We start from the raw sequence: 17,188 nt of genomic DNA, 5'->3' as shown, positions 1-17,188 counted from the left end.
CCTGCAGGTCGGTTTGTTTGCGGCGGGAAAAACTTACCTTTGAATCGATGAACAAAGCTATAATAGGTAGAAAGGAATTGGTGGGGCTACCCGATTGGTCGATTGATGCAATCGTCGCCAAAGTGGATACCGGAGCCTACAATTGCGCCATACATGCAGACGCTGTCATTGAGCAGACGGAACAGGGCCAGTCCATTCTGGAATTTGTCTTGCTGCCGGTCAGCGAGCCGGCCTTTTCCGGTAAAAAAATTCGCACCACATCCTACCAGGTAAAAAACGTCAGGAATTCCTTCGGCCAGATGGAAAAGCGGTTTCTGGTACACACCCGACTGGTTTTGGGAGCGCAATCCATTCCGGTCGCATTTACCCTATCGAATCGGTCAAAAATGAAACATGCAGTTTTACTGGGGAGGAAGATGCTCAAGAATCGCTTTCTGGTAGACGTAGCCAAGACGTATCAGGCCGGAAAACCACTAACCAGTACCCAGCCATGAAAATAGCCATCTTATCACGAAACCCTCATCTGTATTCAACCAAGCGACTCGTACAGGCAATCCGGGAAGCAGAACATGAACCCATGGTGATTGACCATTCGGCTTGTGACCTGATCATCGAACAAAATGGACCCTACATTCTTTACAAGGGAGAAAAACTTACCGGCATCGATGCCATTATTCCCAGAATAGGGGCTTCAGTCACCTTCTATGGTACAGCGGTGGTTCGGCAATTTGAATTAATGGGCGTATTTTCAGCGATAGAATCACAAGCCATTGTCCGAAGCAGGGATAAGTTACGTTCGTTACAAATTCTCTCCCGGGAAGGATTGGGCATGCCAAAAACAGCCTTTACGAACTTTTCCAAAGGAGGTGAGAAACAGCTGGTCGAGATGATCGGTGGGGCACCTCTTATCATCAAGCTTCTGGAAGGCACCCAGGGCCTGGGCGTAGTGCTCGCAGAGACTAAAAAAGCGGGACAGTCGGTCATTGAAGCCTTTCACGGCCTAAAAGCACGAATCATCGTACAGGAGTTTATCAAAGAAGCGAAAGGCGCCGACATTCGTGCGTTCATTGTAAATAACCGGGTGGTAGGAGCCATGAAACGACAGGGAGCCGACGGAGAATTTCGATCCAATCTTCACCGGGGTGGAAAGGCCGAAGTCATCCGGCTGAGTAAATCAGAGCGAACCGCCGCGCTAAACGCAGCCAAGGCCCTTGGCTTGTCCGTAGCGGGTGTAGACATGCTCCAATCCGACAGAGGGCCACTCATTCTGGAAGTGAACAGTTCTCCGGGGCTGGAAGGCATCGAGAAAGCTACAGGAATAGACATCGCCGGCAAAATCATCTCGTTCATTGAGTCTTCCGTTGACAGGAAAAATAACAAACGAAAATCAGATCAATAATGAAACCCATTCGCATTGGAACGAGGGGAAGCAAACTGGCCCTATACCAGGCTCATCACGTCGCTGCGCTGCTTCAGGCCAGTGGCCTGCCTACCGAAACTGCGATCATCGAAACCAAAGGGGATAAGGTTCTTGACGTGGCCATTTCCAAAATCGGAAGCAAAGGGGTCTTTACGGAAGAATTGGAAAATCAACTGGCTGAAAAAAAAGTCGATATCGCGGTTCACAGCGCAAAAGACCTCCCCTCCAGACTACCAGAAGGTTTTGAAATCGTCGCTTTTACCGAAAGGGAAAAAGTTAACGATGTAATCATTAGCCATAAAAATCCCTTCCCGGACCTGGAAACGAGCGGACCCCCCCTGGTATTGGGCACCTCTTCTACCCGTAGAATTGCCACCCTTGCGTACTATTACCCACAGGTGCGCACCACAGACATTCGGGGAAATCTACAAACCCGCATCGCCAAAATGGAACGCGGAGTCTGCGATGGACTCTTATTGGCCTACGCCGGGGTACACCGGATGGGCTACGACGCACTGATACAAAAGGAGCTTTCGCTGGACGAATTCATTCCCGCTGTCGGGCAGGGATGCATAGGGGTGGAAGCGCACCGCAGCCTCTCGCCCTCGCTTAAAGAAAAAATTCAAACTGCGGTCAATCATCCTGCAACCGCCATTTGTCTGCAAGCCGAGCGAAGTTTTTTGCGGGTATTGGAGGGGGGCTGCAGCATCCCGGCCTTTGCCCTGGCCACATGGAAGGGCGAGACACTGCAGCTGCGCGGAGGTCTGATGCAGCTGGAAGGAAAGGCCAGGATTTACGACGCCTTTCAGGGTAGCAAAGAAGAAGCCCATTCTCTCGGCATCAAATTGGCTGAAAGCATATTAAAGAAGGGGGGAGACAAACTATTGAAAGAGATTAAAGGAACCATCAATGAATAAGCGGCCGATAATTGCCTGGATTTGGCTGATTTGCGGACTGGGTTTCACTAGTTCCTGTGCCAGCGAAAAGGATTACCTCGTAACACTGACAACCGAATACGGCACCATGTACGCCATCCTTTACGAGGAGTCCCCGGCTCACAAGGAAAATTTTATCAAATTAGCTACTTCCGGTCGATACGACTCGACGGAATTCCATCGGATCATCCGTGATTTCATGATCCAGGGAGGAGACGTTTTTACCAAGGAGGGATTGCCTCAGGAAGATTGGTACACGCTACCGGCGGAGATTCACCCGGATCTTATCCACGAAAAGGGCAGCCTGGCTGCTGCCCGTCAGGGAGACCGGATAAATCCAGAGCGCCGTTCAAGTGGTTGCCAGTTTTACATTGTCCAGGGACGAGTCTACGACGAAGCCGCATTGACCACCGACATGGCCAAACTCCAAAAGGTATTTTTCCAGTATTTGCAGCTGGATAGCAACGAAGGATTGAGAGAAACCTACCGCCGATTGTATGAAAAACAGGAAATAGACAGCATAAATGCGCTAATGCTTTCAAAAAAAGTAGTACTGGAACAATTTTTTAATGTAAATTTGGGAATAAGCAAAAGAGAAAACCAACTCCAGGCCTACACCACGGTGGGAGGTGCGCCTCATTTAGACGACACCTACACGGTTTTTGGTAAGGTAATACAGGGTCTGGAGGTAATGGAGAAAATTTCCCGTGTGGAAACGGACCAAAATGACAAACCTATTACTCCTGTTTACATGCACGTAGACATTGAATTAGTAACGAAGAAGAAAATTACGGAAGAATATGGATTTACATATCCTGAAGAGTGAGCGGCCAAAAGTACTAATCACCGGAGCGAACGGCTTGTTGGGACAGAAGATAGTTAAAAAAATCCTCATTGACGGAAAATACGACCCCATTGCCACGGGCAGGGGCTCCTGCCGGCTGCCCGGGGAATGGGGAGGGTACGACTTTGAACAAATGGACATTACCAAGGAAAAAGAGGTAATGGATGTGTTTCGCATATATTCCCCTGAGTTTGTAATTCATGCAGCCTCCATGACGGACGTGGATCGCTGCGAGGTAAACCGGCACGCTTGTTTCGAACAAAACGTAACCGGTACCCAAAACATCCTAAACGCCAGCAAAGCCTGTAAAGCACACCTGATTTTTATTTCAACCGACTTCATTTTCGATGGAAAGAACGGCCCCTACGACGAGGAAGATCAACCGAACCCGGTGAACTACTATGGAAAAACCAAGCTGGAAACGGAAAATTTGGTTCGTAAATATCCTTTTGACTGGACCATTGTTCGTACCAACCTGGTATACGGCACTGCCCATGACATGAGTCGTTCCAACATCATTCTTTGGGTGAAAAAAGGGCTGGAACAGCAAAAAGAACTGGAATTGGTCGATGATCAATTTCGAACGCCGACCCTGGCCGAAGACCTGGCCGAGGGCTGTCTTCTTGTCGCGGACAAGAAGGCAACGGGAGTTTTTAATATTTCAGGCGAAGAACTGCTCACCCCTTACGACATGGCCATGATGACCGCCAGGTTTTTCGGATTGAATAGCAAAGGTATTAAAAAAACCGATTCGCGCCATTTCGGACAGGTGGCGGCAAGACCCTTGCGAACGGGCCTCATCATAACCAAAGCAAAGGAAACATTAGGCTTTCGTCCGAAAAGTTTTGAGGAGGGAATTGGTATTCTAGCAAAACAAATTAAATTAGCCGACTACAAAACCTAACACCTTTTTTAATCACCAACCAAACCACCAGTATGCAAAATTCTGTCAGTCGCTCCTCGAGAGGGCAATGGGGATCTACCTTTGGTTTTATAATGGCTGCGGGAGGCTCAGCCGTGGGATTGGGTAACATATGGCGCTTTCCCTACATTACCGGACAAAATGGTGGGGGAGCATTCGTATTCGTATACGTGCTGTGTGTCCTGCTTATCGGCCTCCCTTTACTACTAAACGAAATCGCACTCGGTAGGAAGTCCGGTAAAAACCCTGTAGGTGCAATCAAGGAGACCGGGGGTAACCGTTTTTGGCAATCGGCAGGTGTACTTTGTGTAATGGTCTGTTTTGGCGTGCTGAGTTATTATTCTGTAATCGCGGGCTGGACCATCGGGTATATCTTTACCGAACTGATAAATATACCCGTGGATTTTGAGGATTTTATCCAGACCCCCGCTTATGTCATTCCACTTTGCATGCTCTTTATTCTCCTTACCATCTCCGTCGTGTTGGGAGGAATATCGGGAGGTATTGAAAAGGCTGCAAAATTTTTAATGCCGGTATTGTTCCTGATCATCTTGTTGATTGCCGCTCGGGCGGTGACACTGCCGGGCGCTGGTGCAGGAATCGAATATTACCTCTCCCCGGATTTCACAAAGATCAACGGGAAGGTAATTCTGTCTGCATTGGGACAGGCCTTCTTTAGTCTATCCGTGGGCTGGGGGCTCATGATCACTTTTGGATCCTATCTGCCCAGGGATAGCAACGTGATTCAATCTTCGGGTTGGATCGCTGGAATGGACAGTATGGTTGCCCTGATGGGCGGCTTAATGATTTTCCCGGCACTGTTTGCCTTGCTACCCGGAGTGAGTCCCGACGAAGGCCCTGCCCTTGTGTTTAATGTGCTCCCGAGAGTTTTCGATCAGATTGAACCTTTCGGAAATATCATTGGTGGCTTGTTTTTCCTGCTTTTACTAGTCGCGGCACTCACCTCTAGTATTTCCATGTTGGAAGTACCGGTGGCCTATTTTATTGACGAACGAAAATGGTCCCGACAAAAAGCTACCTGGATCATCGGTATGGCTGCGATGGTATTGAGTATCCCTTCTTCACTAGCGGCAGTAAAAGGAAATTTCTTCAATAAGCTGGGGTTCAACTTTTTCGGAAGGCAGATTACCGGTTTTTTTGACATGATGGATTTTTTCTTTGGAACCCTTGCAATTGTGATTATCTGTCTCATGCTCAGCCTGTACACCGGATGGATCAAAAATGTAAAAGAATTTGCTTCCGAACTGTCCATGGGGTCGCGTTCCTTTCATGGACTCCCCAAGACCGCATGGATGTTCTTTATCCGTTGGATCTGCCCGGCGGTAATCCTTTTGGTATTGCTAAACATGATCGGCATATTTGGGGAGCCTGGGGAAGGGGGATGATATCCAATCGATTTCCAGCTCCAAATAAAAAGGCAGCCCTATTTCATTCGGCTGCCTTTTTATTTATATCAAATGGTAATGTAACAGGTACCCCGTGATCGATTCTCGCTTGCCCCGGTTTACCAGGACCTTGGAAAATCAAGCGCGTCGTTATCGTCGGAATCTGTGGAACTACTCTCTTTAAATGATCGAAGTTCTGGCTTGGAAATTGGCTTCACCGGCACATCCTTCTTTTTGGCGGTTCGATCGTCAAGCATGGAGTACAACTCTTCCCTACTGACAGAGTTGATCTTACTGGATTTCGATGCTTCCTCTACAGCTTTGGCATCGACCACCTGTATACCACTGTTGATCTGCGCCCCCTTATGGATAAAAATTGAGCTGGTAACGATGTTTCCTGCGACCTTCGCGTCTGCATAAATAGTGGTTTCGCCTTTGATGTACAAATCACCAACGACTTCCCCGCTGATACTGATTTCTTCCGCAATAATGTCTCCGGTGATCGATGCCTTTTCGCCTACCACCACTTTCTTGTCCGTACGTATGCTACCTACGAGTATACCGTCGGCCCGGATGTCACTTTTGGAAATGATGTCTCCCGTAAGTTCAAAGCCAAGGGATAATACCGTTACCTTGCCTGCGTGGGGCTCTACACTTTGTTGCTTGTTGGATCCAAATTTCATAGGCTCAATCTTCTTTTTCTTGTTTGAACGTCGTGAGAATGGTAGAACTGTTTCCAAGATCCAGGCCCACGGCCTTATCTTTGGCTCCTCCACTAATGGCCAGGCTGTTGTAACAATACCCTATGGAGGCCATTTGCTCGGGGGCCTCGGGCACGTGCACGTTTAATAGCCCGTCAAACTCATCCCGAAACAGATTCACCAACTCCGCGTAGTTGGCTCCACCGCCGGCCAGGTAAAGATCTGCGGACTTTGAAAAGTCACTGTCCGAAAACGCTTTTCGTAGCGAGGGGGAAATTACATCATTGTAATATTGGGAGATTACCTGCTTTCGAAGTTCTCTTAAATCCAAACGTTTTCTATTTAGGATAATTGTCCCTTCGCTGAAATATCGATCGATTTGGTGCTCGGTTTTCAAATCCAGGTAATTATCCTTTTGGAGCTCACGGGTAATCAAGTTAATGGCATACCTCAACCCAAACGTAGAGACGCTGGATCGCTGTACCAGTCCTCCCTCGGTACTCAGAATGGCCTCCATCGTACCGTATCCAAGACTGATCATGAAGAAATTTTTCGGCGCATCGCTGTACATTTGCCGTACAGCCATGCTGCAACCAACCACCTCGGGTATCACCGCCACCCGATCAACTTCCACTGCCATTTTCTTACGACCTCCTCCTCCAAAGGTCTGGGTATCGTATTCGATGATGTGCTCGTTCTCCAATAGTCGGTAGGCATTTTCCTTAAACACCTGGAAAGTAGAAAACGGAAATCCAGTAGTAACAGTGATGGGACTGCCGAGCTTTTGGGAGGCCAGCAAAAGTCCTGCCTTCAAAAACATCCGGTAATCAATTTCTTCGGGTGAACTGTTAATATTTCTGTGTGGAGATGTCCCTTCAGAAAGTGCCAAATCTCCCACCAGGTAGCCAATGTTATCGTGGTAAATCTTCAGTCCGGAAACCAAATCTTTTGCGACATTCCGCAACTCAAGATTACTACTTTCCAAAACACTGGGGTACTTTATTACTTCTATCATGGATTTTTTTTTTATTCTTTTGTCCGTTTAAAACAGTTGTCCGTTTTTCTAATTTTTCAAACCTAAAAACTAAAATTCCCAAGAGAAAGTCTCCCTGAATGGATACGGCAGCACCAGAATTGCTTGCCTACTTTACAAACTTAATTATTTTTATCAATATTTTAAGGAAGCAAATGCCGAACCTTTTCTTTAAAGACAAATTAAAGGAACCTTGTCGAAATTACAAGCTACATCTCTAAGTTTGTGTATAAAATTTTGCATTTGATAGAAAACTACCCCGCAGGGCAATAGCCAGCCAACTTTCCCGGCAAGGAATTTGCATTTTTTTAACCGGTTCTTTTTGAATTTGTTTAGCTTTGTGGTCACACCAATACCTTCAAGCGCATGAGACCACGAATCCACATGAACCTGGTACTGCTGCTTCTTGTCCTAGTTGTCGGAGAAGTCTGGGCACAAGAATTCTCCATCGGGCCCAAGATTGGTATTTCGCAGGGCAACCTATCCGTAACCGGTGCTTCCTTTTCAAAAGGAAACGAAAAATTGGGTTACCATGCGGGAGCTTTCGCCCGCCTGGGAGGTAACCGGATATTCATCCAACCGGAAATCCTCTACACCAACACCGGTGGCGAATTTGAAGACCTTCAGTCAGGCGGTCAGATTAGCTATACCGCCAGTTTCGAAAGGATCGATGTCCCCCTGATGGCCGGATTTAAATTTGCAAACTTTTTCCGGATACAGGCTGGACCTTCCCTTACCTTCATTCTCGACAACGAATTAACCGCACAGAATCCTGCTCTTTCAATCGATTCGGATCCCAATACCACCACGCTCGGGTATCAGGCCGGGATCGGGCTGGATATAGCCAACATGATTCTTGATTTTAAGTACGAAGGTGCACTGGCAAACCACGTTGATTCCATTGCCGGCCTGCCCACCGATCAACGGCAAAACCAATTGATCCTTTCGCTGGGCATTCGCTTGTTTTAGCAGCGTGGCCTATCCAGATTATTTTTTACCTATCTGATCCAAATATCTTCGGGGCTTTCGGCTAAGTTTTCGAAACTGGCTGGGCGTCATTTCGGTATGCTTCTTAAACTGTGCTGAAAAATGCTGCATACTGCTGTAACCCAGTTTCCATGCAGTCTCAGAAATGTTGTGAGAAGCATCGCTAAGAAGCTCCTTCGCTTTTTCGATTTTCAATTCGATAAAATACTGCTCGATGGTCATTCCCTGAAGCCGGCTGAACACCTGGCTCAGCCGGGAATAGGAGACGCCGGTTTTTTCAGAGAGTATTTGTGAAACCGGAAATTGCTGAGCCTCTGCTCCTTCACCTAGCAATCGAATCAGGGTAAGCTTACAGGTTTCTACCCAAACCATTTCTCTGGATTTTGCTAACGAAAAACCCAGCGCATGGAGTTCTTTCTCGAATGCTTCCGCCGCGCGGCTATCCGGCGGATCGGAAAATTGCACCAAACCTAATTCCACTTTCTCGAATGCAAGACCCATTTTCCCTAAGACTTCCGTTACAGCCATGACACAGCGGGGACAAACCATGTTTTTTATCCGTATTTCATGCATACATGCATAACAAGCAGCGCAATAAATAAATTTCAAAACCCTGTAGGCAAACACAGCGGTATAAAAAAAAGACCGTCACAGGGACGGCCTTTTTCAAATTGTTAGTGGTCGGTTCAATTTCTTTTAACGAGCGGACAGGTAATTACCAAATCCATTCCTGTCGGAGACCTTGATGGTGATGTCGTTTAGCGAAGCAACGTTTTTAAAAGAAAACTTTTTACCAAAAGCCTCTCCGGTGATCGGAGCTTCGTACACGAGATTTCCCTTGTCGAAGATTTCGAGATTCATTTTTGTTTCGTCGAGGTTTTTCACGACCACGGCCAACGACTGGTCGTCCAATTTAGTGACTTTGGCGAAATAGCTTTTTTCAACACTTTCTGGCCCCAAAAAGACATCAAAATCGGAAAGCTTACCGGATTCGTCGCTGAATACTTGCACCTGATAGGTGCCCAGATCCAATCGTTTTAAATCGTAATTTTTAAAAAACACCTTGTCAGATTCAATGACGTCCCGGTAGATGATGCGATTGGTTTCGTCTTTGAACGCGACCGTTACTTTGCCCTCAGGAATTTCCAGATATTTCAGTTGAAACCGTTTCTCTCCGATTTTTTCAAGGGTCACGATCGGTGGATTCTCCATGGGTGCGGTAGCAAAAACCGTGGAACTAATAATAAAAGCGAGTAGTGTTGCAATAATTAATCTCATGGTATTAAATCTTAAAGGTTTAGAAACATGTAAAACCTCTTCGCGGGTTCTTCCCGACAAATTTTTGTTTGAGGCTAATTATTTTGGGCGGGTAATCGAGTTACTTACGTAAGTATGATGCAAATGTAACAGAGAGGATAGTGTATTGCAAATATAATAATGAATATATCTAAAAATTAACTATTAAGTAACATTAGTGCTTAGATATTATGTATTCCGAAATTAAAAAGTAGTGAATACCTGGGGCAAAAAATAGGAAACAGGATGATTTTCTCACTCCAAATACCTGATTTAACGGAATAAAATTTTTTTTTAGGGTAAAAATAATACCCAAAAATGAAATATTATTGAAATAAAAATAGATCCAGCCTCTGATTTAATCTAAATCACTGAAATTCAATTTATAAAAAATAGTGTAATTCCTTTCCACCTCCGGTTCGAGATTATCATTTACATAAATGTACCCGTCTTCATCTGCGAAATCCAATGCTCCATGCACGGGTAATCCATCCACAACCCCAATTTGGCTCCCATTTTCCACGACCATGTAATAGGGTTTGACAAAAGTTTCCAGGGCCTCCTTAAATTCAGGCAAGGTATGGTACTGTTCGGATTTGGCCCTCAGCTGAGTTAGGATATCGATAGGTATTTTTGTCTTGAACTCAACCAGTATCCTTTCACCAACATACCTGATATCGGTGAAGTTGGGGTAATCTGAGTACCCTTCCACGTTATGGCCGGGCCCCGGAAGCCCGTCCGGCCGAAAGCGATGGGACAATTCCACCACCGTTTTCAATTCTGGATCTGCTTTGGAAAAATCGTATATAAAAAGTTGGTTGCCCAATGTCGGTAAAATGGCCATTTCATGCAGCCTACGGTGATAAGCCACAATGGGTTGGCTTTGCCCGACAAATTCTCCCATTTTGCGGGGAGTCCAATCCTCCGGGTAGGTCTCCAAAAGGTCCAGTTGCCCATTTTCTAGGGCATAGGCAAAGACTGTTTTGACCTTTTCATAGTATTCCGGCGTTTGAATTTTCTCCTTTTCGATGGATTTGGGATCAAATAAATTTTGCTCTTGTCCAATAATAACCCCTTTCCCGGATTTAGTAAAACTTCGGAAAAAAGTACGATAACTATAAATGGACATGGCAAAAATCCCCAATTGAATGGGTTCCAGATAGTTCACCTTCCTACCTTCGCAGTCAAAAATATGGTAGCCATTGAACATTCCCTGAGCCACCCATCGGTCCTGATCCAAAAATCCATATCCAAATGCCCCATTGGGACCTATCCCATCGGGGCCGTCATTCAGGATGTCATATTCCTTTAAAACAAGGCCATTATCGTTTACCAGATAAGGCTTTCTACTCCTGGTCCCCCGCATCAAAAAATGACCTGTACTTTCCAGGTAATCATCGATGACCAGGGGGCTAAGCTCCTCCACCAGGATGCTGTCCACCAGGTCCAGCGTCAATTTTGTCCTTGGACCGGATTCCATCTGTTCTTCAGACCGGTTGCAAGCATAGCAAATGAATACCAAAAAAAGAACGTATATGGATTTGTTCATAAAAATCAGGTATTCGTTAGTTGTGGTATATTTTTGCCGGGCTGCTTTTTCCACAAGAAAACAGGTAAAGCGAGGAAAACACCTACCATGCTAAAAAGCAGGCCTCCAATGGTCCCTATGGCCAAAGAAAACCAAAAAATTTCATTTTGCCCCTCCATAACAAAAGGGATCAAGCCAAAACAAGTAGACAATACGGTCAATAAAATAGGGGTTGCTTTCCCGGCTACCGCCTTTAAAACGTTTTTGTTATAGCTTCCCGCCGTCCTGTTATTCAAATCATTGACAATAAAAATAGCTGCATTGACCGCCAATCCCCCCAACATCACAAAAGCTGCGTAGCCTCCCTGATCAAAGTAGAAATCAAAAACTGAAAAAATCAGGAACAAGCCTATGAAGGAAATGGGGATGATGAATATAATAAAAAGGGGCTGTTTGAAGTTTTCAAACAAGATGGAGCAAATAAAGAAGATACCAACGACCAATACCAACAACAGGCCGTACTGTCGCTTCGCCTGATCGTAGTTCCAGGAGTAGGTCTGTCGGCTGGCAGAATACCCGATCGGCATATTGGCTTTCATTTCTTCCAGGACTTCGTCAAGAAATTCCCCACCAAATTTGGCCGAGCCCATGTATTCGAAGGACACCAACCGTATGTATTGCCGGTCTTCCTTGTGTAAGGCATTGGTGGTAAATTCTTTTCGCAGGGAACCAACCCCTCCCACTTTTACAATACGGTTTTCGGAGGAAATAAGGCTGCTATTTTCCAGATCAAAACGCGAAAACCCTGCGGAAGCTTTCTCTCGTACCACCACTCCGTATTGGTCATTTGCTACTTCCAGAAACAGCGAAGGCTGCTCGTGCAGCGACCTATTTTGGAGGGCATTTACCACTTCGTATTGATTGGTACCGGTCAGTGCCAGCCGTTGCTGATCAAATTCAAGTACGTACTCTTCGGTTTTCTGCTCTCCCCAAGTGAGCCGTTCGTTTGTATTCACTTCCTGTATCCGGCGGTGCGACAGAAGCTTTTCGGCCAAAATTTCTGCCTGTTTTTCCAGTTCGCTATAGTTATAGCCTCTCAGTTCGGCACGGAAAGAGGGAATGCCTTCGCCTCCCGGCCCGGTATAAAATCCCTGACCTACCCCGTAAATATTCCATCGCACCCCACTCCAGTCCGTAGATTTCATCGCGAGTTTCCCTTTGAGTTGGTAAGGCAGAGCTGATGTTTCGTAGACCTCTTTAAACGTAATTTCGATCCGTGCATTTTGTCCCGAATTGACGGTGGTCACGAATTTATCAATGCCTTCCACGCCTTTTAGGTAGGCCTCAAATTCCCGAATGATAAAGTCCATTTGCTCCAGGGTATTCCCGAAGGGTAGCGTGGCATTCACGATAAGGCGGGTACGTTCGGCTTCCCGATACGAAGACTTTTCGAATACTCCTCGCACAAACATCCGCATGGATCCCCCAGTGCCTTGTCTACATAGGGTCGGATGGTTTCCTGATAGTAGGTGCTGCCTACGGTGCTGTTGTACCATTCCTGACCCTCCCATTTCGCCGGAAGGTAGAAGACCGGTAAGCCAAACAACAGGACCAATCCCCAGACAAAGGCTTTTCGGTACCCGGCAAAATATACAACCGTTCTTTCATAAACCTTCATCGCTCTGGCTCTTCTTCGCAATTGTCGATAGCTCATAACGCGACCGGACCTGCCCTCGTTGCCAAACAGAAGTGCATACACCGCCGGGGTAAACAGCAGGGCGATCAGCAGGGAAACGCCCAACATGACCGATACCACCGTAGAAAAATCAGCCAGATTCTTACGATCCTCCTCCGGAAGCAAAAAGACCATCAGTAAAGCTGCAATGGTGGTCAGGGAGGCCGCCAGCAAAGCCAGGAATACCTTTCGGTTTTTGTGCTTATGTAAATGGTCGATCATGATGATGGCGTTATCCACGATCAATCCAAAAGAAATGGTCAATCCGGCAAGGGAGTACAGGTGGATATCTACCTTCAGCAGGTATAGAATGATCACCGTAAGGCTAACGTTGACCAGTAGGCCCAAGAACAGCGTAATCAGGTACTTGAGGTTGCGATTGATAAAGAATATAAATAGAATCAGGATCAGAATGGACAAGCCCGAGCGCTTGTAGATTTTCTGGAGTTCCTTCTCCAGGTAGGAAGTATCGTCAAACTCCAGCCGAACGTCAAAGCCTTCGGGCAATTGCCTCTGGGAGCGGGCCATGGTTTGCTTGATTTCTTCTGCCAGCAATACCTTGTTTACACCGTCCCGGCTGTTAATGGTCAGGCTTACTGAATTGTTTCCATTGATGCGGTAAAAACGTTGCGGAGCCGCTTCCTCCAGCGTCAGGCTAGCAAGGTCTTTTAAATACAGCTCCTTTCCCTCCAGCCTGCCAATTAGCAGGTTCTCCAGGGCAGACAGGGATTTCAAGGAGCGGTCTACCTGTAAAAACAAGGATTCTCCGGATGCATTCATGGCCAGCCCGGGATAATTTCTACCGAAGGAACTGCGTAGTTTACTCTCCAATGCGGTTCTGGAAAGTTTCAGACTCTGAAGCTTCTGAATATCGTAGGTGATGTACAAATACAGATCGTTGGCACCACGCACTTCCATCTCCTCTATTTCTTCAATTTGATTCAGAGACGACACCAGGATATCCTCGGTTATCTTCTTGATCTCGAAAGAGGCGAAAGGGCCATTGATGCTGTAGGTCAGGATGGGTCGCTTTTCCCGAATATCCCGCTGCGATGACTGGGTGATCGTGGGATAGCTTACCTTGCTATCCAGGGAAGGAAACACCTGGCGTATCAAAGCCGACACCTCAAACTTTTTGTATTCCATATCGGTGCGTTTATCAAAACGCAACTGAATGGACCCCTGGTTGTAGTTGGATACAGAGGTCGTTTTTTTCAATTCAGACAACTGAGAGAGCACACCTTCCAGTGGTGAAGTTGCCAGTTTTTCGACCAGCTCCGGAGAGGCATTCCGTACAGAGAAGCTAATATTCAGTACCGGCTCCTTCTCTCTGGGATTGAGATCCACGGATAATTCCGAGACCAGAGAAAACCCAATGATCGCCAGCACAAAAAAAACGATAACCAGTCGAAAAGGAGTCATGGGTTATGATTTAAGTTGGTAAAGATGCCCTTGTTCATGGTTGGATATTTTCATTGGATCTCATAAAAATAAAAAACCACCTGGTCCGATTCCGTTTCCACCCGCGGCAGGTGCAGGTTTCGATTTGCAAACAACCTCCCTCCCTTGTAGCGGAAATCGATATCCAGAGGCGCCTCCCACACCTTCCGCCCTTCCTTGATGAGTTGGTAGTAGGGGATTTTGTATTCCTTCTGGAGAGCAGAAAATGCCTCTCCTCCCACAACATTCCTGGGCAATGCATCCACCTTTTCCTGGGGCGCTGCTCCCTGGTAGGCGGTCATCAGGTATCCGTTGGATTGATACAGGTTTACGAAATTAGACGCCGCAAGTTCCTTGAAAAACCGGTCAAAAGGTTCGGCTTTGGGAGAAGCAGGATCAATCTGCACGTAGGCGTCTCCTGGGTGTAAGGGTATCGTGTCTTGCAATTCCAATTCGGGAAAGGAGTACTGGTAAATTTCAGGCGAATACGAAAACAACAGGTACAGGGTCCTGTCGTTTCTGATGGAATAAGGCGCAACCTCCCGGTATTGGCCAGGATTTTTCAGCATCTGTGAGGAAGCGGGAATGTATTGACGGGAAAGGGTCGTATCCTGCCCCAGGTCGTAAACGGTCAGGAAAGGAAACTGAGTAAGAAAATCCTCTCGGTCCAACATCTCCCCGGAAGGGTGTTCTGGAAAACTATTGGTAAAAAGGATGCCCTCGGAAAGATCATTCACATGGCCTCCGTATACTTTATTGGTAAAAAAAGTAAATGGAAGTTCCCGGGATTGAATCAATTGCAGGTTCAAATCGTACCTGAATAATTCATTATTTGTCAGGATGAGCACTTCCCCTGGTTCATGGTAATGCGCAGAAATAAAATACGAGCCATAGCCATCCCGGGTATCTCCGGTAAGGTCCTTTGCGAGCAAAATTTGTCCGGTCCGATCCACCCGGACCATTTCCTTCCGTTGAAAATCAAACATCAAATATTCGGACCGGTCCGATCGACTATCCAGGATACTGAGCCTACCGAGGTAATCAATCACCAAGCTGTCTGTGATCACAAACCGTGGTTCAAAATCATGCTTTGACCTGTTTTCCTGACTGCTCTCGGAACAGGACAGCTGCAAGGCGGTTATCAACCCTATCGGGAGCAGGTGGCAAAGGTTTTTGAAAAGCATACACAAGAATTAACGATTGGTGGGGTAACGTACTACAGACCCACTTAAAACTAAATAAATAATTTTTAAATAAAAATTATTCTCCTCTTTTTTCCATGGAAATAAAAAAAGGGCGGCCATTCCTTCCGGAACGCCACCCTTCATCGTTGTAGGTATCGGGTAGTTACTACCCCTTATTTTGCATAGTTTACCGATCGCATTTCCCGGATGACGGTAATTTTTATCTGTCCGGGATATTGCATTTCCTTTTCGATTTTCTGGGAAATTTCGAAGGACAATTGACCTGCCGTGGTATCGTCTACATTGTCTGCATCTACCAGCACGCGCAATTCCCTACCCGCCTGCATGGCAAAGCACTTGTTGACTCCATCAAAGCTGAGGGCCAAATCTTCCAAATCTTTGAGGCGTTTGATATAACTGTCCATGATTTCTCTTCTCGCACCCGGTCTGGAGCCAGATATGGCGTCGCAGGCCTGGACAATGGGAGAAAGCATGGAGGTCATTTCTATTTCGTCGTGGTGCGCTCCTATTGCATTGACCACTTCCGGGTGTTCTTTGTGCTTTTTGGCGAGTTCCATACCCAAAATGGCGTGTGGGAGTTCCGCCTCTTCGGGATACACTTTTCCGATATCGTGGAGCAATCCTGCTCGTTTGGCAAGCTTGGCATTGAATCCCATTTCCGCGGCCATGGTTGCACACAATTTGGCCACCTCTCGCGAATGCTGCAGCAGGTTTTGTCCGTAGGAAGACCGAAAACGCATCCGGCCCACCATTTTGATCAATTCCGGATGCAGTCCATGAATGCCCAAATCGATACAGGTTCGTTCTCCGATTTCGATGATTTCTTCGTCAATATTTTTCTCGGTTTTGGCCACCACTTCCTCAATCCGGGCCGGGTGTATCCTGCCGTCCTGCACCAAACGGTGAAGGGACAAGCGGGCTACCTCCCTTCTTACCGGGTCAAAACCGGAGATGATGATTGCTTCCGGGGTATCGTCTACGACGATTTCCACTCCGGTGGCCGCCTCGAGGGCGCGGATATTCCTACCTTCTCTACCGATGATTTTACCCTTCACGTCGTCGCTCTCTATATTGAACACAGAGACACAGTTTTCGATCGCATGTTCCGTAGCCGTGCGCTGTATGGTATCCAACACGATCTTTTTAGCTTGCTTGGTGGCACTGAGCTTGGCCTGATCCAAAATATCCTTAATATGAGAGGAAGCTTTGGTCGCCGCCTCGTCTTTGAGCATTTCGATCAGTTGCTCGCGGGCTTCTTCACGGGTAAGAAGGGCTACTTTTTCGAGATCGGTGATCCGCTGCTGGGTCACCTTGTCCAACTCGTCTTTTCTTACTTGTACTGCATGCAATTGCGCATTCAGATTTTCCTTCCTGCTGTCCAGCTCGGCCTCTTTACGCTTGAGCTGTTCCATTTCCTTGGAAAGAATTTGCTCCCGTTGCTTGAGTTTGTTTTCATTGGTAATGAGAATGTTTTTCTTTTTGCCTACCTCGTCTTCAAAATCAGATTTCAGGCGAAGGTACTTCTCCTTTGCTTCCAGGATCTTGTCTTTTTTCAATCCCTCAGCATTGATTTCAGCCTCGCGGATGATACTTTTGGCTTTTTCCCTGGCTTCGGCTTCAAGTTTTTTACTGTTGTTCTTAATAAAAAACCCGGCTAGCAAGGCCCCTAACAGAATGCCGATGGCTCCTGATAAAATGATGTATAGTGAGATTCCCATAGATGTATTTGAGTTTAT

14 protein-coding genes and 1 pseudogene are annotated in these 17,188 nt (G+C 46.6%); 7 read left to right on the top strand and 8 right to left on the bottom strand.

What is annotated here, in order from left to right; all coding sequences use genetic code 11:
• The first annotated feature begins 47 nt into the window (after window positions 1–47).
• From ABWH99_RS06365 to ABWH99_RS06340, 6 genes are read left to right on the top strand one after another with little or no spacing between them, the layout of a single operon-like run.
• The gene (locus ABWH99_RS06365) at window positions 48–494 is read left to right on the top strand and encodes an ATP-dependent zinc protease (RefSeq protein ID WP_375585452.1); all 447 of its coding nucleotides are present in this window, start codon (window positions 48–50) and stop codon (window positions 492–494) included.
• Window positions 491–1,399, top strand: a complete 909-nt coding sequence (rimK, locus tag ABWH99_RS06360) for a 30S ribosomal protein S6--L-glutamate ligase (RefSeq protein WP_375585451.1) — start codon at window positions 491–493, stop codon at window positions 1,397–1,399. The genes ABWH99_RS06365 and rimK overlap by 4 nt, the downstream gene beginning before the upstream one ends.
• Window positions 1,399–2,337, top strand: a complete 939-nt coding sequence (gene hemC, locus ABWH99_RS06355) for a hydroxymethylbilane synthase (protein ID WP_375585450.1) — start codon at window positions 1,399–1,401, stop codon at window positions 2,335–2,337. The genes rimK and hemC overlap by 1 nt, the downstream gene beginning before the upstream one ends.
• The gene (locus ABWH99_RS06350) at window positions 2,330–3,181 is read left to right on the top strand and encodes a peptidylprolyl isomerase (RefSeq protein ID WP_375585449.1); all 852 of its coding nucleotides are present in this window, start codon (window positions 2,330–2,332) and stop codon (window positions 3,179–3,181) included. Before hemC ends, ABWH99_RS06350 begins: the two co-directional genes overlap by 8 nt.
• On the top strand, window positions 3,156–4,103 hold the full coding sequence (locus tag ABWH99_RS06345) for an SDR family oxidoreductase (RefSeq protein ID WP_375585448.1): 948 nt from the start codon (window positions 3,156–3,158) through the stop codon (window positions 4,101–4,103). The genes ABWH99_RS06350 and ABWH99_RS06345 overlap by 26 nt, the downstream gene beginning before the upstream one ends.
• A gap of 32 nt (window positions 4,104–4,135) precedes the next feature.
• Complete coding sequence (locus tag ABWH99_RS06340; RefSeq protein WP_375585447.1) at window positions 4,136–5,527, top strand: sodium-dependent transporter; 1,392 nt, start codon at window positions 4,136–4,138, stop codon at window positions 5,525–5,527.
• A gap of 119 nt (window positions 5,528–5,646) precedes the next feature.
• On the opposite strand, the gene ABWH99_RS06335 is transcribed toward ABWH99_RS06340, so the two are convergent.
• Both ABWH99_RS06335 and ABWH99_RS06330 read right to left on the bottom strand, forming a co-directional pair.
• Window positions 5,647–6,210 (bottom strand): polymer-forming cytoskeletal protein, encoded by a 564-nt coding sequence (locus tag ABWH99_RS06335; protein ID WP_375585446.1) that lies wholly within the window; start codon window positions 6,208–6,210, stop codon window positions 5,647–5,649.
• Between the two features lie 4 nt (window positions 6,211–6,214).
• On the bottom strand, window positions 6,215–7,243 hold the full coding sequence (locus ABWH99_RS06330) for a hypothetical protein (RefSeq protein WP_375585445.1): 1,029 nt from the start codon (window positions 7,241–7,243) through the stop codon (window positions 6,215–6,217).
• 384 nt (window positions 7,244–7,627) lie between these two features.
• Here ABWH99_RS06330 and ABWH99_RS06325 point away from each other — a divergent pair, with 384 nt between their 5' ends.
• A complete protein-coding gene (locus ABWH99_RS06325; protein ID WP_375585444.1) occupies window positions 7,628–8,230 on the top strand; it encodes a porin family protein in 603 nt (200 codons plus the stop codon).
• Window positions 8,231–8,248: 18 nt separating this feature from the next.
• On the opposite strand, the gene ABWH99_RS06320 is transcribed toward ABWH99_RS06325, so the two are convergent.
• The 6 genes and pseudogenes from ABWH99_RS06320 to rny form a co-directional block, all read right to left on the bottom strand.
• Entirely contained in the window at window positions 8,249–8,776 is a 528-nt protein-coding gene (locus ABWH99_RS06320) for a helix-turn-helix domain-containing protein (protein WP_375585443.1), read from the bottom strand.
• A gap of 168 nt (window positions 8,777–8,944) precedes the next feature.
• Complete coding sequence (locus tag ABWH99_RS06315) at window positions 8,945–9,526, bottom strand: hypothetical protein (protein WP_375585442.1); 582 nt, start codon at window positions 9,524–9,526, stop codon at window positions 8,945–8,947.
• A gap of 376 nt (window positions 9,527–9,902) precedes the next feature.
• Entirely contained in the window at window positions 9,903–11,093 is a 1,191-nt protein-coding gene (locus ABWH99_RS06310) for a hypothetical protein (protein WP_375585441.1), read from the bottom strand.
• 5 nt (window positions 11,094–11,098) lie between these two features.
• A pseudogene (locus ABWH99_RS06305) lies at window positions 11,099–14,229 on the bottom strand (efflux RND transporter permease subunit).
• Between the two features lie 50 nt (window positions 14,230–14,279).
• Entirely contained in the window at window positions 14,280–15,431 is a 1,152-nt protein-coding gene (locus tag ABWH99_RS06300; RefSeq protein ID WP_375585440.1) for a hypothetical protein, read from the bottom strand.
• A gap of 173 nt (window positions 15,432–15,604) precedes the next feature.
• A complete protein-coding gene (gene rny, locus ABWH99_RS06295) occupies window positions 15,605–17,170 on the bottom strand; it encodes a ribonuclease Y (protein ID WP_375585439.1) in 1,566 nt (521 codons plus the stop codon).
• Window positions 17,171–17,188 lie beyond the last annotated feature (18 nt).

It is taken from the genome of Cyclobacterium xiamenense, from assembly GCF_042140265.1.
Classification (GTDB): domain Bacteria; phylum Bacteroidota; class Bacteroidia; order Cytophagales; family Cyclobacteriaceae; genus Cyclobacterium; species Cyclobacterium xiamenense_A.
Note: the sequence above shows the minus strand (reverse complement) of the source record. Positions and strands in the feature narration are given on the sequence as shown.